Origin of the sequence: Parasphingopyxis marina (assembly GCF_014237875.1) — a bacterium.
GTDB lineage: Bacteria > Pseudomonadota > Alphaproteobacteria > Sphingomonadales > Sphingomonadaceae > Parasphingopyxis > Parasphingopyxis marina.
Genome location: NZ_JACJVJ010000002.1, coordinates 334,671 through 349,739, shown reverse-complemented (window position 1 = coordinate 349,739; position 15,069 = coordinate 334,671). Strand labels below are relative to the sequence as shown.

Here is a 15,069-nt window from a genome sequence, read left to right as displayed (position 1 = left end):
GGGCGTCGATTAGGGCGATGCCCGATCCTTGGCAACCATATGGCCAGCTTGGCCCGAGCAGGTTTTGAAATGAAGATTTTGGTGACCGGCGGCGCCGGATTCGTCGGCAGCAACCTTGTCGCGCGGCTCGACGCGCTGGGCGGTCACGAGATCGTCGTGCTCGATAACGAGGTGTCGGGCGCGCGGGCGGCGATTGCCGATTGCGCGCATACATTCATCGCGGGTGACATCACCGATCCGATCGCGGTCGAGCGGGCGATGGAAGGCGTCGAGGCTGTCGTCCATCTCGCCGCCGATACCCGCGTCATCCCTTCGATCGAAGCGCCCCGGTTCAATTTCGACGTCAATGTCGCAGGCAGCCTCGTGATCCTGGAAACGATGCGCAAGCTGGGCATCAAGCGGCTCGTCAACGCCTCGACAGGCGGCGCGATTATCGGCGATGCCACGCCGCCCGTGCATGAAGGCATGGTCGCCGCGCCGCTTTCGCCCTATGGCGCCTCGAAATTGGCGGTGGAGGGCTATTGCTCGGCCTATGCCGCGAGCTACGGCATGAACGCCGCCTCGCTGCGCTTTTCCAACGTCTATGGCCCGCGCTCCTGGCACAAGGGCAGCGTCGTCGCGCTGTTCATCAAGCAGATCCTGAAGGGCGAGACGCTGACCGTCTATGGCGATGGCGGCCAGACGCGCGACTATGTCCATGCGCGCGACCTTGCCGACGGCATCGTCGCCGCGCTGGGGTCGGACGTTTCGGGGCCGGTCCAGCTCGGTACCGGGATCGGCACGCCGCTGGACGAAATTATCGACTTGCTGCGCGAGATCAGCGGCGAGGATATCGCGGTCGATTATAAGCCGTTCCGCGCCGGGGAGATCGTCCACAACTGGTGCGATATCGGCCATGCCCGCGCGGCGATCGGCTATGATCCCAAGATCGGCCTTGCCGAAGGGCTGGAAGAGACCTGGCGCTGGTTCGTCGACAACCGGGAAAAGCTGGCGCTCTAGCGTGGTGCGCCGCTTGTTTATGGCCTGCGATATTCGCTAGGGCGGTTGGCGTGACGCATATCGCTTTTTTCGAGCCGCCCTGGGCCGTGCACAATCTCCGCGATTGGGAGATACGCGGCAGCTACAAATATCCGAGCTTGCTCGGCGATCTCTCGCAAAAGGCGCAAGTCACCTTGCTGATGCGGGACCTGCCGCCCGAAGGCGATCCCCATCGCCAGCGGCTGGAACGGGACCATGGCGTGACCTTTCGCCGGCTCGCTTCGCTGGAGGATGGCAGCGCCCCAGCCGGCGAACTCCTGCTCGCCGATTATGCCGCGGCGATCGGAGAGTTGGCACCCGATATCGTCAGCACGCTCAACGGCCGGATGATCGGCTTCAATTTCGCGCTGGCCCGCGCGGCGCGCGATCAGGGGGCGGAATTTGTCTACCGGATCGCCGGCAACGACATCGCCACCCAGACGGCGGTTCTCGAAGCGGCGGGCAGGCCGGTGACGGGCACCGCCTTGCTCGGCAATCTGATGGCGCAGGAACGCTTTGCGGCGGAAGCCGCGCGCACCGTGATCGTGATGGGCGGCACGGAGCGGGCGAGGGTGGCGCCGCTCGTCTCCGATCCCGACAAGATCGCCATTTGCCGCCGGGGCGTCGACCGCACCCATTTCGCGCCACCCGGGCAGGCGCCGGGACACTGCACCGACATCCTCTTCGTCGGCCGTAACAGCGAGGAGAAAGGCATCGACCTGATCGAAGGCGCGGCCGCCATCCTCGCCGCGGAACGCCCCGATGTCCGCATCACCATCGCCGGGGATTTCGCGGAGCGGGAGGAAGGCAATCGCCGCTATCTCGGCTTTCACGATTATGACGCGCTCCCCGGCCTTTATCGCGCGCATCACGGGCTGCTGCTGCCCGCGCGTTCCGAAGGTTTTCCCCAGGTGGTGATGGAAGCGATGAGCTGCGGCCTGCCGGCGATCCTCTCGCATATCCTGTTCGCCGAGGATTTTGGAGCGGGCGAGGGCGCCTGCCTCGTCGATCTCGATGCCCGCGCGATCGCCGATGCGATCATCGCCTGGCACGGCGATGCCGCTGCCTTCGCGGCGGCCCGCGACCAGGCGCTCGCCCATGCCGCCCGGCATTTCGATGCCGCGGCCAATGCACCGCTCTATCATGCCGCACTGCTGGGAGAGCGCGTATGAGCCTTGGCCCCACCGCGCGCCGCTACTGGTTTGCCGATCGCGCCGGCCTCGACACGCTGGCCGCCGCCATCGATCCTCCGGACTGGGACGATGCTGACCTGCCTATGATCGTCTTTTGCGACGATGACAGCGCAAAGGCCGACATCGCGGCAATCGCGCCGGATGTGGCGATCCATCCGGCGGATGCCTTCGCTTTCGTGCTGGCCGGCGAGACGGCGGATTATGTTCAGCTCGCCTTTCGCGCGGTCGAGGATTTCGGGCCCGGGCTGGAACTGGCGATGGAGCGGCTTGAGAGCGGCGAGGCGGACTGCCTCACCACGGCCATGCTCGCCGTATCGCAATGCACGACGATGCCCTGCGACGATGGCGAACCGCCGGCCGAAGCCTGCTGGGTCAAAACCGAGCGATTGCGCGCGGCAACGGCAAGCGATCCCGGGGCGGCTCTCGCCGAAGCGAGGCAGGCAGCGCCGGTCGTCATCCACCTTCCCATTGTCGCGGGTGCGGTCTTCACGGGCGAACCGGGCGACGAGGCCGCGCAATGGCGGGCGCGCGCGGCGGCGAGTCATGCGGAGAATGATCGGCTACGGACCGAACGGCGCGTGCGGCTGGGCCGCGAGGCGGCGCTCAAGGCACGGCACGAGCGAGACCTCTCCCGGCAAGCCGAGCGCAGCCGCGAGGAGATCGAGCGGCTGCATCAGGCCGCGGGCTGGGCCGGGCGCTGGAAGGCGCGGCTAGCGCGTATCTTCGGCAGCAGATGAGTGGCTGGCCCCTGCCGCCCGGCGGGCCGCTGGCCGCGGCCATCGCCGCAACCCGGCAACAGGCCTGGCCCGACGCTATCGATCTCTGGCGCGATATCCTGCGCAGCGGCAAGCACACGCACTTGGCTGCCGGATGCATCGCCGAAGCGGCCTTGCGGACGGATCGGCGCGGGCTGGCGGATCAGATGCTGGGCCAGTTCGACGCCGTGCCGCCGCACCTCCTCGCAATGGCGGAAGACCCCGGCAGTTCCGAAGCCAACTCGCCTTTCGAATTCGACAGCGGCTGGGCCGGGGCCGTCACGGCGTTCCGGGACGGTCATCCGCTGGGCGGGTTGCTCCCGGCCGAAACGCTCGTGGCCCATGACTCGCCGGACAAGGCACACTCCAAGCTGAAAAGCCTGTTTGCGCCGCGCGCCGACCGGGTTGCCCGCGATATCGAACGGTTTCTTGCCGCCCGCGATATGGCCGTGCTGCGGGACTATGCCGAGGGCCTGATCGAGCGGGGCTCCAAACCCGATGCCCTGCACTGGGCGCTGCTGGGCCTGCGCAAGGCAGGCGTTGCGGAAGAAGATCCGCTGTTCCGCCGTCTGACCGCGCGCTTTTCGGCCTTTCCGCTGCCCGAAGACGATCGCGCGCTGGCCGATGCGCATCTGCTTCGCGGGCTCGGCTATCCGGCGCTCGCGCGCCTGTCCCTGCTCGATGCGCTGAAAGTGTCGCACAGCGCCAGGATACGCGGCCGCATTCGCCGACGATTGGCCCGGCTCGCCGCCGAGCGCGACCGCTGGCTCGACGATGCCGATATCCTGAGCCGCGCCGATTTCGGTGGCGAAACGCCGGCGCGCGATGCGCTGTTGGAATGGGCGGGGAAAGGTGGCGCTCCCGCGCAGGAACCGCTTGAAACCGCTTTCGCCTGGCTGCTGGAAGCGGGATTGGCGAGCGCCCAACCCTATGATGCCGAAAACCGCCTGCTGATGGTCGGCAACACGCTGGGCTGCGGCGGGATGGAGCGGATGCTCGCCCGCGCCTATCGGCATTTCTCTGCGAGCGATGCATTCGAGACGGTCGACCTCGCGCTGCTCGACTACGCCGATGGCGCGCCTTCAGCTTTCTATGCCGAGGAGGCGGGGGTGAGCGCCGCCGATATCCTGCTGCTCGGGCGCGACGGCCCGGCCGCCATGCCCTTCGCGCTGTTGCCGGGAAGCTGGAAGGCGCGCGCGCAAAAGCTCCACGACCATGTCGCCGCCACCCGCCCCCGTGTCATCCACGCCTGGAACGACCTGACCGGCCTGCTCGCCGCCTATGCCGGGCTGGCTGCCGGCTGCAGCAAGATCATCGTCCATTTTCACCACGCGCCGGGCGTGCCCCTGTCGGGGCGCGGCGAACCGATCGCCGCTTATCCGGCTGTCTATCGCAGGCTCCGCGAACGGGCCGAGGTGGAAACCCTGTTCTGCGCCCAGGCGTCAGCCAATGGCTATGCCCGATGGTGGCGGGTGGCGCAGGATGAGCGGTTTTGCATCCTCTATAACGGCTTCGATTGGGCGGGGGCGGATGCGGACAAGGCACAGGCCAAGCAGCAGCTCGGCATTGCCTCCGATGCCCCCGTAATTGGTACCGTGATGCGTTTCGCTCCGGTCAAGCAGCCGCTGGTCTGGGCCGAGGCGGCGATAAGCCTCGCGGCGGAGCGGTCGGACGCGCATTTCCTGATGGTCGGCGAGGGGCCGCTGCGCGAGGCCGCCGCGATGCGCTTCGCCGATGCCGGCCTGTCCGAGCGATTGCACATGCCGGGACAGGTGGAAAATGTTGCCGATTATCTCGCCGCGATGGACCTGTTCTGGCTGAGTTCGGCGACCGAAGGCCTGCCCAATGTGCTGATCGAGGCGCAGTTTTCCGGCGTACCCATCGCGGCGTTCGACGTCGGCGGCGTGGGGGAGACCTTCCTGCCGGACGAAACCGGCGCGCTGGTTTCCGCCGGAGACAGCGATGCGCTTGCGGCGCACAGCCTCGCGCTGCTCGAGGACGAAGTGTGGATGGACGGAGCATCCGCCAAGGCCGTTACGCAGGCAGAAGAACGCTTTTCGGCAACCGCCTTTTTCGGTGGGCTCTCCGCGCACTATGCCGGTTGATCGCTTGCCTTCCCACGTCGGCGCTGTTTGAACGGCGCGATGGAGCCGAATACCGAAAACAGGGGCTGGCGTTTCGCGATCGATCGCGGGGGTACGTTTACCGATGTCGTGGCAACCGCGCCGGACGGGACGCTGCACGTCGAGAAGTTGCTCTCCGACAATCCCGAACAATATGACGATGCGGCGGTGGCGGCGATTGCGAAGCTGACAGCCGCGGATGGCGGCGAAGCAGCAAGCGTGAAGATGGGGACGACGGTTGCCACCAACGCGTTGCTGGAACGCAAGGGCGAGCGCGTGGCGCTCGCCGTGACCCGCGGCTTCGGCGATGCGCTCAGGATCGGCTATCAGGCGCGGCCAGAGATTTTTGCGCGGCATATCGTGCTGCCGAGCCAACTCTACGACAATGTCATCGAAATCGACGAGCGCGTGCGCGTCGATGGTACTGTCGAAACATCGCTCGACGAAGCCCGGGCCCGGACGGATTTCGAGGCGGCATTCGCACAGGGCTATCGCGCGATCGCGATCCTGCTCATGCATGGCTGGAAATATACGGAGCATGAGGGGCGGCTCGCGGCCCTCGCGCGCGAAACGGGCTTTACCCAGATTTCGGTCAGCCATGAGGTCGGGCCGCTGATCAAGCTGGTCGGGCGCGGCGATACGACCGTGGTCGACGCCTATCTCTCGCCAGTGCTGCGCCGTTATGTGGATAAGGTCGTGGACGGGATCGGGGATAAAGCCCGGCTCCAGTTCATGCAGTCGAGTGGCGGTCTTGCCGACGCGAGCGCCTTTCGCGGCAAGGATGCGATCCTTTCGGGGCCCGCCGGCGGCATCGTCGGCATGGCAAAAACCGCCGAGCAGGCGGGATTCGGGCGGATTATCGGCTTCGACATGGGCGGCACCTCGACCGATGTCTCGCACTATGCCGGGCAATATGAGCGCACCAACGAAACGGTGGTCGCGGGCGTGCGCATCCGCGCGCCGATGCTGCAAATCCATACCGTGGCCGCGGGCGGCGGCTCGATCTGCCATTTTGACGGCACGCGGTTTCGCGTGGGGCCGGACAGCGCGGGCGCGGTACCCGGACCGGCCTGTTACCGGCGCGGCGGGCCGCTGACGGTGACCGATTGCAACGCCGCGCTCGGCAAGATCAGCCCCGATCATTTCCCCCATGTTTTCGGGCCCGACGGCGACGAGCCGATCGATGTGGGCATATCTGTGGATAAGTTTGGGGAAATGGGTGGGGAAATCGAGGCGGCGACCGGCAACCGGATGAGCGTCGAGGATATCGCCGAGGGTTTCCTGCGGATCGCGGTCGACAATATGGCCAATGCGATCAAGAAGATATCGATCGCCCGGGGTCATGACGTGACCCGTTATACGCTGGCCTGTTTCGGCGGAGCGGGCGGCCAGCATGCCTGTCTCGTCGCCGACGCGCTGGGGATCGAACGGATCCAGATCCATCCGCTGGCGGGCGTGCTGTCCGCCTATGGTATCGGCCTTGCCGATGTCACGGTGCTGCGCGAGGAGACGTTCGGAAAGGCTCTGGGCGAAGATTATGATGCGGCGCTACAGGCACTGTCCAAAGAGGCCGAAGCCGCAGTGGGCGAACAGGGCGTCGATGCCGGCGATATCGCCGTCGAACACCGTCTGGCGCTTCGCTATGCGGGAAGCGACAGCGCGCTCGAGGTCGCAAAGGCCGCGCCGGAGGCGATGCGGAGAGCCTTCGAGACCCGGCACAAGGCGCAGTTCGGCTATGCCGATGCCAGTGCCGACGTGATCGTCGAGACGCTGGTCGCAGAGGCGACGGGCCGGACGGGGGGCGGCGTTGCGATGCAAATGCGTGAACCGGGTGGTGGCGAATCCATAGAATCCGAAACCGAAGGCGTGATCCGGCGCGATGCGATCCGGCAAGGCGCTCCCGTCGCCGGACCCGCGCTGATCGTCGAGGACACCTCGACCACCGTCGTCGAACCGGGATGGCAGGCCGAGTGCGACCCGCATGGCAACCTGATCCTCACCCGCGCCGTGCCACGCGAAGAGAGCCATGCCATCGGCACAAAGGCCGATCCGGTGATTCTCGAAATCTTCAACAACCTGTTCATGGCGATCGCGGAAGAAATGGGCGTCGCGCTCCAGAACACGGCCAGCTCGGTGAATATAAAGGAACGCCTCGATTTCTCTTGCGCGCTGTTCGATGCGGAGGGCGCGCTGATCGCCAATGCGCCGCATATCCCGGTCCATCTCGGCTCTATGGGTGACAGTATCCGCACGATCATCGAGGCGCGCGGCGGCCATGCCGACGGACGCGGCATCCGGCGCGGCGATGCCTATGTGCTCAACGCGCCCTATCGCGGCGGCACGCATCTGCCCGATATCACGGTGATCGTCCCGGTCTTCTATGGCGAGGAAGCCGAACCCGCCGCCTTCGTCGCGGCTCGCGGCCACCATGCCGATATCGGCGGGATCGCGCCCGGATCGATGCCACCCAATAGTCGCAGCATCGATGAGGAAGGCGTGCTGCTCGACAACGTCTTGCTGGTGGACGAGGGCCGCTTTCTCGAAGCCGAGATGCGTGCGATCCTTGGCGCGGGCGAATGGCCGGCGCGCAATCCTGACCGCAACATTTCCGATCTCAAGGCGCAGCTCGCCGCCTGCACGCGCGGCGCCGAGGAGCTGGCGCGGATCGCGGGCGATTATGGCCGCGAGGTTGTCGAGGCCTATATGGGCCATGTCCTTGCCAATGCCGAAGAGGCGGTGCGGCGGCTGATTGCGCGGCTCGACGATGGTCGTTTCACCTATGCGATGGACAATGGCGCGCAAATTTCGGTGACGATATCGGTGGACCGCGAAGCCCGGTCGGCGACCATCGATTTCACCGGCACCAGCGACCAGCTGCCCGACAATTTCAACGCACCTTATTCGATCACCCGCGCCGCGACCCTCTATGTCGTGCGCACCCTGATCGACGATATGATCCCGATGAACGACGGCTGCCTGCGGCCGATAAAGCTGGTCGTTCCCAGGGGCTCGATGCTCAACCCCGAATATCCGGCCGCGGTCGTCGCCGGCAATGTCGAGACGAGCCAGGTCGTCACCGATGCGCTGTTCGCGGCTACCGGAAAGCTGGCGCCCTCGCAGGGCACGATGAACAATTTCACCTTCGGCAATGAGCGCCACCAATATTACGAGACGATCGCGGGTGGGTCCGGTGCGGGGCCGGACCATGATGGGACGAGCGCCGTCCAGACGCATATGACCAACAGCCGGCTGACCGATCCTGAGATCCTCGAAACGCGCCTGCCCGTACTGCTCGAAAGTTTCGCGATCCGGAAAGGATCGGGCGGAGAGGGCGCTCATCATGGCGGCGATGGCACGGTTCGCCGCGTGCGTTTCCTTGAAGCGATGCAGGCCAATATGCTCGCCAATCGGCGCAAGATTCCGCCGCGCGGCATAAAGGGCGGCAGCGATGCGGCGCCGGGCCGAAATTACGTTCTGCGCACAGACGGGACACGCGAAATCTTGCCCGCCACCGCCTCGGCAGCGATGGAGGTCGGCGATGTGTTCGTTGTAGAGACGCCCGGCGGTGGCGGATTTGGCACGGCGAAGTGACCGCGCTTCCTGCCTTATACGGGGCGCGGGTTCACGCGAGAGTGGTGGATGAAAAGACGGTGAACACGACGAGCATCGCAACGAGAAGCACCCAGGCCATAAGGAAGGTCTTGTTGCGTTCCTTCGGGCTGGCATCGCGCGGCATCTTGAGGAATATTATTGCGGGCGCGAGCGCAAACAATGCCGCCAGCAACGGCAACCACGCCGCGTATTCCGTCCAGCCTGTCCAGAAGATTGACGCGAACACGACCGCGACGACGGCCATGGCGAAAACATGCAGCAGGGGCCATCGCGCGAACATGGCACGGAATAAAATGAACGTGCTGCATCGACAAGAAAAAAGCGCTCGCCAAGCCGTCGCCCGCACAAGGGACCGAGCCGGACGGGATGAGATACGAAACAGCGTAGGGGCACGCGGGCCGATGCATCGTCAGCCACCTTTTCTCCCCTTCATCTTTTCGCGAAGCCTCGTAGGAAAACGAGCCCTCTCTCTTCCGGAGCTGACGGAGATTTTCGATGTCTGACTATCTCGTGCTGACCGGCATCCTCGTCGTAGTTGTCGGTTTTGCGCTGCGAATGAATCCGTTGCTCGTCGTCACCGCTTCGGCGATCACGACGGGGGTTCTCGGCGGGCTCGATTTCGTCGAGGTCATCTCCGCCTTCGGCAGGGCATTCAACGAGAACCGCTATATCAGCGTCGTCTGGATCGTGCTGCCGGTGATCGGCCTGCTCGAACGCTATGGGCTGCAGCAGCGCGCGCGTCTGGTGATCGAGGATCTCAAGGGCGCGACGATGGGCAAACTGCTGCTGCTCTACCTGATTTTTCGCCAGGTCACCGCCGCGCTAGGGCTGACATCGGTTGCCGGCCCCGCCCAGACAGTGCGTCCGCTGGTCGCGCCGATGGCCGAGGCCGCGGCGGAAAAAACGCATGGCGAACTCAGCGAAGACGAGCGCGAAAGGGTGCTCGGCATGTCCGCTGCCACCGACAATGTCGGGCTGTTCTTCGGCGAAGACATCTTCGTCGCCATCGCGTCGATCCTGCTCATCCAGGGCATTTTCGCGACCTATGGCTATGAGCTGACGCCGCTCCAGCTTTCGGTCTGGGCAATCCCGACGGCAATCTGCGCCTTCTTCATCCATGGGTCGCGCCTGCTGCTGTTTGACCGGTCACTGCGGAAAACGCCCGCGCCCAAAGCGGAGGGCGAGCAATGATCACCCTCTATTGGCTCTATGCGCTCGCCGGGATCACCTTCACTTTGTTCGCCCTGTTCAGCGCCTTCGACCGGACCAACGGCAAACGCTTCGGCAATGCGGCGTTCTGGGGCCTGCTCGCCGTGAGCTTCTTTTTCGGCGATATGCTCGGCGATCTCGGTAACGGTATCCTCGTGCTGCTACTCGTCGGGCTTGCCGGTTTCGGTCTGCTCGGGCGGGGCGAACCGCCGACGACGAGCCTCGAAACGCGGTTCAACCTGTCGGCGGAGCTCGGCAACAGGCTGTTCCTGCCCGCGCTCATCATCCCGGTCACGGCCTTCGCGGGGACGATCCTTTACAATTACACGCCGTTCGGGAATTCCGGCCTGTTCGAAGAGCGCTGGGTCACGCTGATCCTGCTGGGCACCGGCGTCCTGATCGCGCTGTGCGTCTGCATGGCCTGGCTGAAACCGCCGCTCGTCGCGCCAGTCAATGAGGGCCGCCGGCTGATGGATTCGATCGGCTGGGCGTCCGTGCTGCCGCAGATGCTCGCCGCGCTCGGCGCGGTCTTCGCGATGGCCGGGGTCGGCGATGTGATCGGCGATATCGCGCGCGGCATCCTGCCCGAGGGCAATATCTTCCTTGCCGTGCTGATTTACGCGCTCGGCATGGCGCTGTTCACCATGGTGATGGGGAACGCCTTTGCCGCCTTCCCGGTGATGGCGGCGGCGATCGGCATTCCGTTCCTGGTGGAAGATTTCGGCGGCAATGCGCCCGTGATCGGCGCGATCGGGATGCTCGCCGGATTCTGCGGCACCTTGATGACCCCGATGGCGGCCAATTTCAATGTCGTCCCTGCAGCGCTGCTGGAGATGAAGAGCCAGTATGGCGTGATCCGTATGCAGATCGGCACGGCGATCCCGCTGCTCGCCTGCAACATCCTTTTGATCTATTTCCTGGCTTTCTGATGACCACGACACTCACACCCGATCTCGCCGCGCAATTCGCCCGCATCGCGCTTGGCCATGTCACCCGCGAATATCCGCACAAGCTGGACCATGTGCTGAACGGGCCGGAGGATGCGCGCACGCCCAGCCAGCTCCACCCGATCTTCCATGGCAGCTTCGACTGGCACAGCTGCGTTCACGGTTACTGGATGCTGCTGACGTTGCGCCGACTCTATCCCGATGCGCCCTTTGCCGAAGAGGTGGTCGCGCTCGCCGACCGGATGCTGACCGAGGACAAGGTCGGCGCGGAACTCGCCTATCTCGACCGCGAATATTCGGGCGGGTTCGAGCGGCCTTATGGCTGGGCCTGGCTGTTGGCGCTGCACGGCGAGGCGGCGCGGCACCAGGATCGCGATTGGGGCGCGAACCTAGAGCCGCTGGCGCGCGAATTCGCCGCGCGCTTCAAGCTGTTCCTGCCGAAACAGGGCTATCCGATCCGAACCGGCACCCATTACAACACCGCCTTCGCACTGGTTCTCGCCCATGGCTGGGCGATGGAGCATGATGCCGATCTTACCGGGCTGATCGCGGAGCGTGCGGGCTTCTATTACGGCATGGACAAGGACTGCCAGGCCTGGGAGCCTGGCGGCGACGAGTTCCTGTCCTCGGCGATGATCGAGGCGCTGATCATGCGGATCGTGCTCGGCAAACCCGATTTCGCCGGCTGGTATTCCGGCTTCCTGCCGCGCATCGATATCGGCGATCCGCCGAGCCTGTTCACGCCCGCCGCGCCCAGCGACCGGTCCGACGGCAAAATCGCCCATCTCGACGGCTGCAACCTTGCCCGGGCCTGGTGCTGGCGCGGTATCGCCGATGCGCTGCCCGAAGATTTGCAGGGGATCGCGGACGACCTTGCCGAGCGGCATATCGCCGCGAGCCTGCCCCATGTGCAGGGCGATTATATGGGCGAGCATTGGCTGGCGAGTTTCGCGGTACTGGCGCTGACCGCCGGTGCGGCCGAAGACCAGGGGCGTTGACAGCCTCTCCATCGCCATGACGGACCAGGCACATGATGCGGTGATCCTAGGCGCGGGCGCGGCGGGGCTGTTCTGCGCGGCCGAAGCCGGGCGGCGGGGCCGCCGGGTCGCGCTGATCGAGCGTGCCGAAAAGCCCGGCAAGAAGATTCTGATTTCCGGCGGCGGGCGCTGCAATTTCACCAATATACACACCGCGCCGGACCGCTATCTGTCCGCCAATCCGCATTTCGCGAAATCGGCGCTGAGCCGCTACACGCCCGCCGATTTCATCGCGCTGGTCGAAAGCCACGGCATCGCCTGGCACGAAAAGACGCTAGGCCAGCTCTTCTGCGACGGGTCCGCGCGGCAGATCGTGGACATGTTGACCGGCGAATGCGCGCTGAGCGGCGTCGACATCGCCTGCGGGCAGGAGATCGCCGAGGTGACCCATGTCGACGGGCTGTTCCGGGTACGGACCGGGGATCGCACGCTGTCTGCGCGATCGCTGGTGATTGCGACCGGCGGGCCGTCCATCCCGAAGATGGGCGCGACCGGCGTCGCCTATGATCTGGCGCGGCAATTCGGGTTGAAGGTGATCGAGCCCCGCCCGGCGCTGGTGCCACTGACACTTGGCGGCGGCGATGTGCTGTTCCGCGACCTGTCCGGGGTCGCCGCCGAAGTCGTTGCGTCCTGCGGCAAGGCGGCGTTTCGCGAGGCTGCCCTGTTCACCCATCGCGGGCTTTCGGGCCCGGCGATCCTGCAGATTTCCTCCTATTGGCGGCACGGCCAGGAGGTCGGCATCGATTTTTTGCCGGCTCGGGACGGGGATTGGCTGATCGATGCCAAGCGCGCGACGCCCGCCACGACATTGCGCGCGCTGCTTCGCGACGCCTTGCCGGACCGGTTGGCCGCGACATTGGCCGACCGGCTTGCGCTGGACGGCGATCTCGGCAACCGGACGGACGAGGCGCTGAGGCAGGCGGCGGCGCGGCTCGGCGACTGGCGCTTTACGCCCAACGGCACAGAAGGCTTTGCCAAGGCCGAAGTCACGATCGGCGGCATAAGCACCGCCGAGCTTTCCTCGAAGACCATGGAAGCGAAGCGGGTGCCGGGCCTCTACGCGATCGGCGAAGCGGTCGATGTCACCGGCTGGCTCGGTGGTTATAATTTCCAATGGGCCTGGGCGAGCGGATGGGCGGCGGCGCAGGCGCTCTGACCGGGCCTCATCGGCGCGGCTCGACCGCGTCGGCGCTATTCGCCGAGGATCGTTGCCATCCGCGCGCGCAGGCCTTCGGAAAGGTCGAAGCTCTCCGTGGCGATGCGCGCCCAGTAGCGGGCCATGCCGGGTGACCGCTCGACGCCTTCGCCAGTGTCGAGCATCAGCGCCGTATAGGCCCGCGCGATCGTATAGCCGTCGCGCGCCGCCGTCTCGCAGTGGCGATAAGCTTCGTCGATCGCGAAGCTGCTCTGCGAAAGTTCGCATAACCAGCGGTCGCCTTCGCGATTGCCGCTTTCGGAGAGCGCGCGCAGCCGCGCAATCTGGGTCGGCGGATCGTCCTGGCGAATGGAGAGAGCGTAACGGGCATAGGCATGGCCAAGCTCGGCGGCCTCCCGGTAAAGCCGGGTAGCCTCCTCCGCATAGCGTTCTCCGGAGGGGCCGGTCAGCAGCGTGGAGGCCAGGTGCGACTTGGCCTTGGCATAGCCCGTGTCGCTTGCTGCGATCAGCAGGGCGAGGGCGTCTTCGCGTTCGGCCTCGCTGCCGTGCCGCTGCAGGAAATAGCCGAGTTCGAGCTGGCCTGCGGGATGTTCGGTCGCCGCCGCCAGTTCCAGCCATTGCCGCGCCATATCGAGATCGCGCGGCAGCCCCGCGCCGAATTCATACATATAGCCGACGAGATATTGCGCCACCGGATCGCCGTGCCCGGCCATGGCCAGGACCTCCTCCGGGCTATGGCGTTCCAGGACATCGAGCACGATACGGTCGTCATCGACCGTGCTGAGGCGGGAGAAGGGGATATCGAGGCGAGGGGGCTGGTCCTCTTCGTCGGCGCCGGGCGGCACGGGTGGCGTCATTCCCGAAAGCTGCGGGCCCGCGGGCGGCGATTGGCGGGCTCGGCGATCGCTGCCGGCGGATCGCGTTCGCCCGTCCGCCATCGCATAGGCCGTGTCCTGCGCATGGCTTTGTGCGAGCGCCAGCGACTGGCCCGCCGAAGCCGGCGCGCTGGCCGGCACGAAATAAAAGGGCCGCGACCAGGAACCGACAAAGATCGGCTGTTGCGGCGGCGCGTAAATATCGGTCGCTTCGCGCACGTCTTGCGTAACGCTGGTCAGCACATAGGGAATGTCGAGCCCGGGAAGGCTGATCGCGCGGCCGACCGCCGAGGCGAAGGGGCTGAGCGGTTCGTTCGGCGGCGCGGCGTCATAGGCGACCTCGCCAAGGACCGTGGCGTAGAATACCACCGATCGCGGTGCCTCGATCGCGCCGAAATAGCCCGCCCGTTCGGCATCGCCGCTGGAGCCCCGTCCAACGAACGGCCCGCGTACGCGGCAGGCGTCGAGGAAGAACATCTGGAAGCCGCGCGCTTCGGCCAGCCCGACAATCTGTTCCATGCCGATGAAATGCTGCTCGATCTGATATTGCGAGACCTGCCCCGGCGCATCGACCGGCACGATGAAATTCTCGCGGCCATATTCGAATCCGTGGCCTGCATAATAGACAAGGCTAACATCGGCGTTGGCGGCGCTTTCCGCAAAAGCGGCCAGCCCTTCCAGTATCTCTTCCATCGTACCGTCGGTGATGAGCGTGACTTCGAACCGCGAAGCGCCGCGCGCCGAATCGCCGAGTAGCCGGGCGATATGCCGCGCATCGTTGGCCGCGTTGGATAGATCGGCCCAGGCGGATTCCTCCCGATAGTCCGAATTGCCGATCACCAGCGCCACGCGGCGGCCATCAACGGCGCGCGGCAGCTGGCCGGTATCGTCCTGCGCCATGGCCCATGCCGGCGTGATCAGCAGCGCCAAAAGGGTGATGCACAGCAGCAGGCCAGCCAATATGCGTTTCGCCATCTTTTTCGCGCTGTTTCGCTGCATGGGCCCTCCTGCCGGCCGGCGTCTCTTATCCGGTTCAGGAACCGCTATATGCTTCCCGAGCCTCGCAGACAAAGGGATCGTCCTGCGATGGGGAGGAGATATGCGGACTCGCGACGCGCAACCATGGGCATCGCGCAAGGCAAATT

11 protein-coding genes are annotated in these 15,069 nt (G+C 65.6%); 9 read left to right on the top strand and 2 right to left on the bottom strand.

Annotated elements, in window-relative coordinates; translation table 11 throughout:
• Positions 1 to 69 precede the first annotated feature (69 nt).
• From H6P80_RS10430 to H6P80_RS10410, 5 genes are read left to right on the top strand one after another with little or no spacing between them, the layout of a single operon-like run.
• Positions 70 to 999, top strand: coding sequence for an NAD-dependent epimerase/dehydratase family protein (locus H6P80_RS10430; protein WP_185801324.1), 930 nt, complete (start codon positions 70 to 72; stop codon positions 997 to 999).
• A gap of 50 nt (positions 1,000 to 1,049) precedes the next feature.
• Positions 1,050 to 2,189 carry a glycosyltransferase gene (locus H6P80_RS16700; protein ID WP_185801323.1) on the top strand — a complete coding sequence of 380 codons (1,140 nt, stop codon included), beginning with the start codon at positions 1,050 to 1,052 and terminating at the stop codon, positions 2,187 to 2,189.
• On the top strand, positions 2,186 to 2,947 hold the full coding sequence (locus H6P80_RS10420) for a hypothetical protein (RefSeq protein ID WP_185801322.1): 762 nt from the start codon (positions 2,186 to 2,188) through the stop codon (positions 2,945 to 2,947). Before H6P80_RS16700 ends, H6P80_RS10420 begins: the two co-directional genes overlap by 4 nt.
• The gene (locus tag H6P80_RS10415; RefSeq protein ID WP_185801321.1) at positions 2,944 to 5,070 is read left to right on the top strand and encodes a glycosyltransferase; all 2,127 of its coding nucleotides are present in this window, start codon (positions 2,944 to 2,946) and stop codon (positions 5,068 to 5,070) included. The genes H6P80_RS10420 and H6P80_RS10415 overlap by 4 nt, the downstream gene beginning before the upstream one ends.
• A gap of 39 nt (positions 5,071 to 5,109) precedes the next feature.
• Complete coding sequence (locus H6P80_RS10410) at positions 5,110 to 8,679, top strand: hydantoinase B/oxoprolinase family protein (RefSeq protein ID WP_185801320.1); 3,570 nt, start codon at positions 5,110 to 5,112, stop codon at positions 8,677 to 8,679.
• Positions 8,680 to 8,710: 31 nt separating this feature from the next.
• Here H6P80_RS10410 and H6P80_RS10405 read toward each other — a convergent pair whose 3' ends face one another.
• Complete coding sequence (locus H6P80_RS10405; RefSeq protein WP_185801319.1) at positions 8,711 to 8,944, bottom strand: hypothetical protein; 234 nt, start codon at positions 8,942 to 8,944, stop codon at positions 8,711 to 8,713.
• 251 nt (positions 8,945 to 9,195) lie between these two features.
• On the opposite strand from H6P80_RS10405, the gene H6P80_RS10400 reads away from it, so the two are divergent.
• Genes H6P80_RS10400 through H6P80_RS10385 form a run of 4 tightly spaced genes read left to right on the top strand, consistent with a single transcriptional unit; the run spans position 9,196 to position 13,049 of the window.
• Positions 9,196 to 9,891 (top strand): DUF969 domain-containing protein, encoded by a 696-nt coding sequence (locus H6P80_RS10400; protein ID WP_185801318.1) that lies wholly within the window; start codon positions 9,196 to 9,198, stop codon positions 9,889 to 9,891.
• Complete coding sequence (locus H6P80_RS10395) at positions 9,888 to 10,838, top strand: DUF979 domain-containing protein (RefSeq protein WP_185801317.1); 951 nt, start codon at positions 9,888 to 9,890, stop codon at positions 10,836 to 10,838. Before H6P80_RS10400 ends, H6P80_RS10395 begins: the two co-directional genes overlap by 4 nt.
• Positions 10,838 to 11,854 (top strand): DUF2891 domain-containing protein, encoded by a 1,017-nt coding sequence (locus tag H6P80_RS10390; protein WP_185801316.1) that lies wholly within the window; start codon positions 10,838 to 10,840, stop codon positions 11,852 to 11,854. Before H6P80_RS10395 ends, H6P80_RS10390 begins: the two co-directional genes overlap by 1 nt.
• A gap of 16 nt (positions 11,855 to 11,870) precedes the next feature.
• Positions 11,871 to 13,049 (top strand): BaiN/RdsA family NAD(P)/FAD-dependent oxidoreductase, encoded by a 1,179-nt coding sequence (locus tag H6P80_RS10385; protein WP_185801315.1) that lies wholly within the window; start codon positions 11,871 to 11,873, stop codon positions 13,047 to 13,049.
• Positions 13,050 to 13,084: 35 nt separating this feature from the next.
• On the opposite strand, the gene H6P80_RS10380 is transcribed toward H6P80_RS10385, so the two are convergent.
• Positions 13,085 to 14,923, bottom strand: coding sequence for a caspase family protein (locus tag H6P80_RS10380; protein WP_185801314.1), 1,839 nt, complete (start codon positions 14,921 to 14,923; stop codon positions 13,085 to 13,087).
• Between the last annotated feature and the right edge of the window lie 146 nt (positions 14,924 to 15,069).

Excerpts from the sequence above, each read along its gene's own strand:
- H6P80_RS10390 (WP_185801316.1), top strand. The coding sequence starts at position 10,838 with ATGACCACGACACTCACACCCGATCTCGCCGCGCAATTCGCCCGCATC.
- H6P80_RS10400 (WP_185801318.1), top strand. The coding sequence starts at position 9,196 with ATGTCTGACTATCTCGTGCTGACCGGCATCCTCGTCGTAGTTGTCGGT.
- H6P80_RS10410 (WP_185801320.1), top strand. The coding sequence starts at position 5,110 with ATGGAGCCGAATACCGAAAACAGGGGCTGGCGTTTCGCGATCGATCGC.
- H6P80_RS10380 (WP_185801314.1), bottom strand. The coding sequence starts at position 14,923 with ATGCAGCGAAACAGCGCGAAAAAGATGGCGAAACGCATATTGGCTGGC.
- H6P80_RS10415 (WP_185801321.1), top strand. The coding sequence starts at position 2,944 with ATGAGTGGCTGGCCCCTGCCGCCCGGCGGGCCGCTGGCCGCGGCCATC.
- H6P80_RS10395 (WP_185801317.1), top strand. The coding sequence starts at position 9,888 with ATGATCACCCTCTATTGGCTCTATGCGCTCGCCGGGATCACCTTCACT.
- H6P80_RS10385 (WP_185801315.1), top strand. The coding sequence starts at position 11,871 with ATGACGGACCAGGCACATGATGCGGTGATCCTAGGCGCGGGCGCGGCG.
- H6P80_RS10405 (WP_185801319.1), bottom strand. The coding sequence starts at position 8,944 with ATGGCCGTCGTCGCGGTCGTGTTCGCGTCAATCTTCTGGACAGGCTGG.
- H6P80_RS10430 (WP_185801324.1), top strand. The coding sequence starts at position 70 with ATGAAGATTTTGGTGACCGGCGGCGCCGGATTCGTCGGCAGCAACCTT.
- H6P80_RS10420 (WP_185801322.1), top strand. The coding sequence starts at position 2,186 with ATGAGCCTTGGCCCCACCGCGCGCCGCTACTGGTTTGCCGATCGCGCC.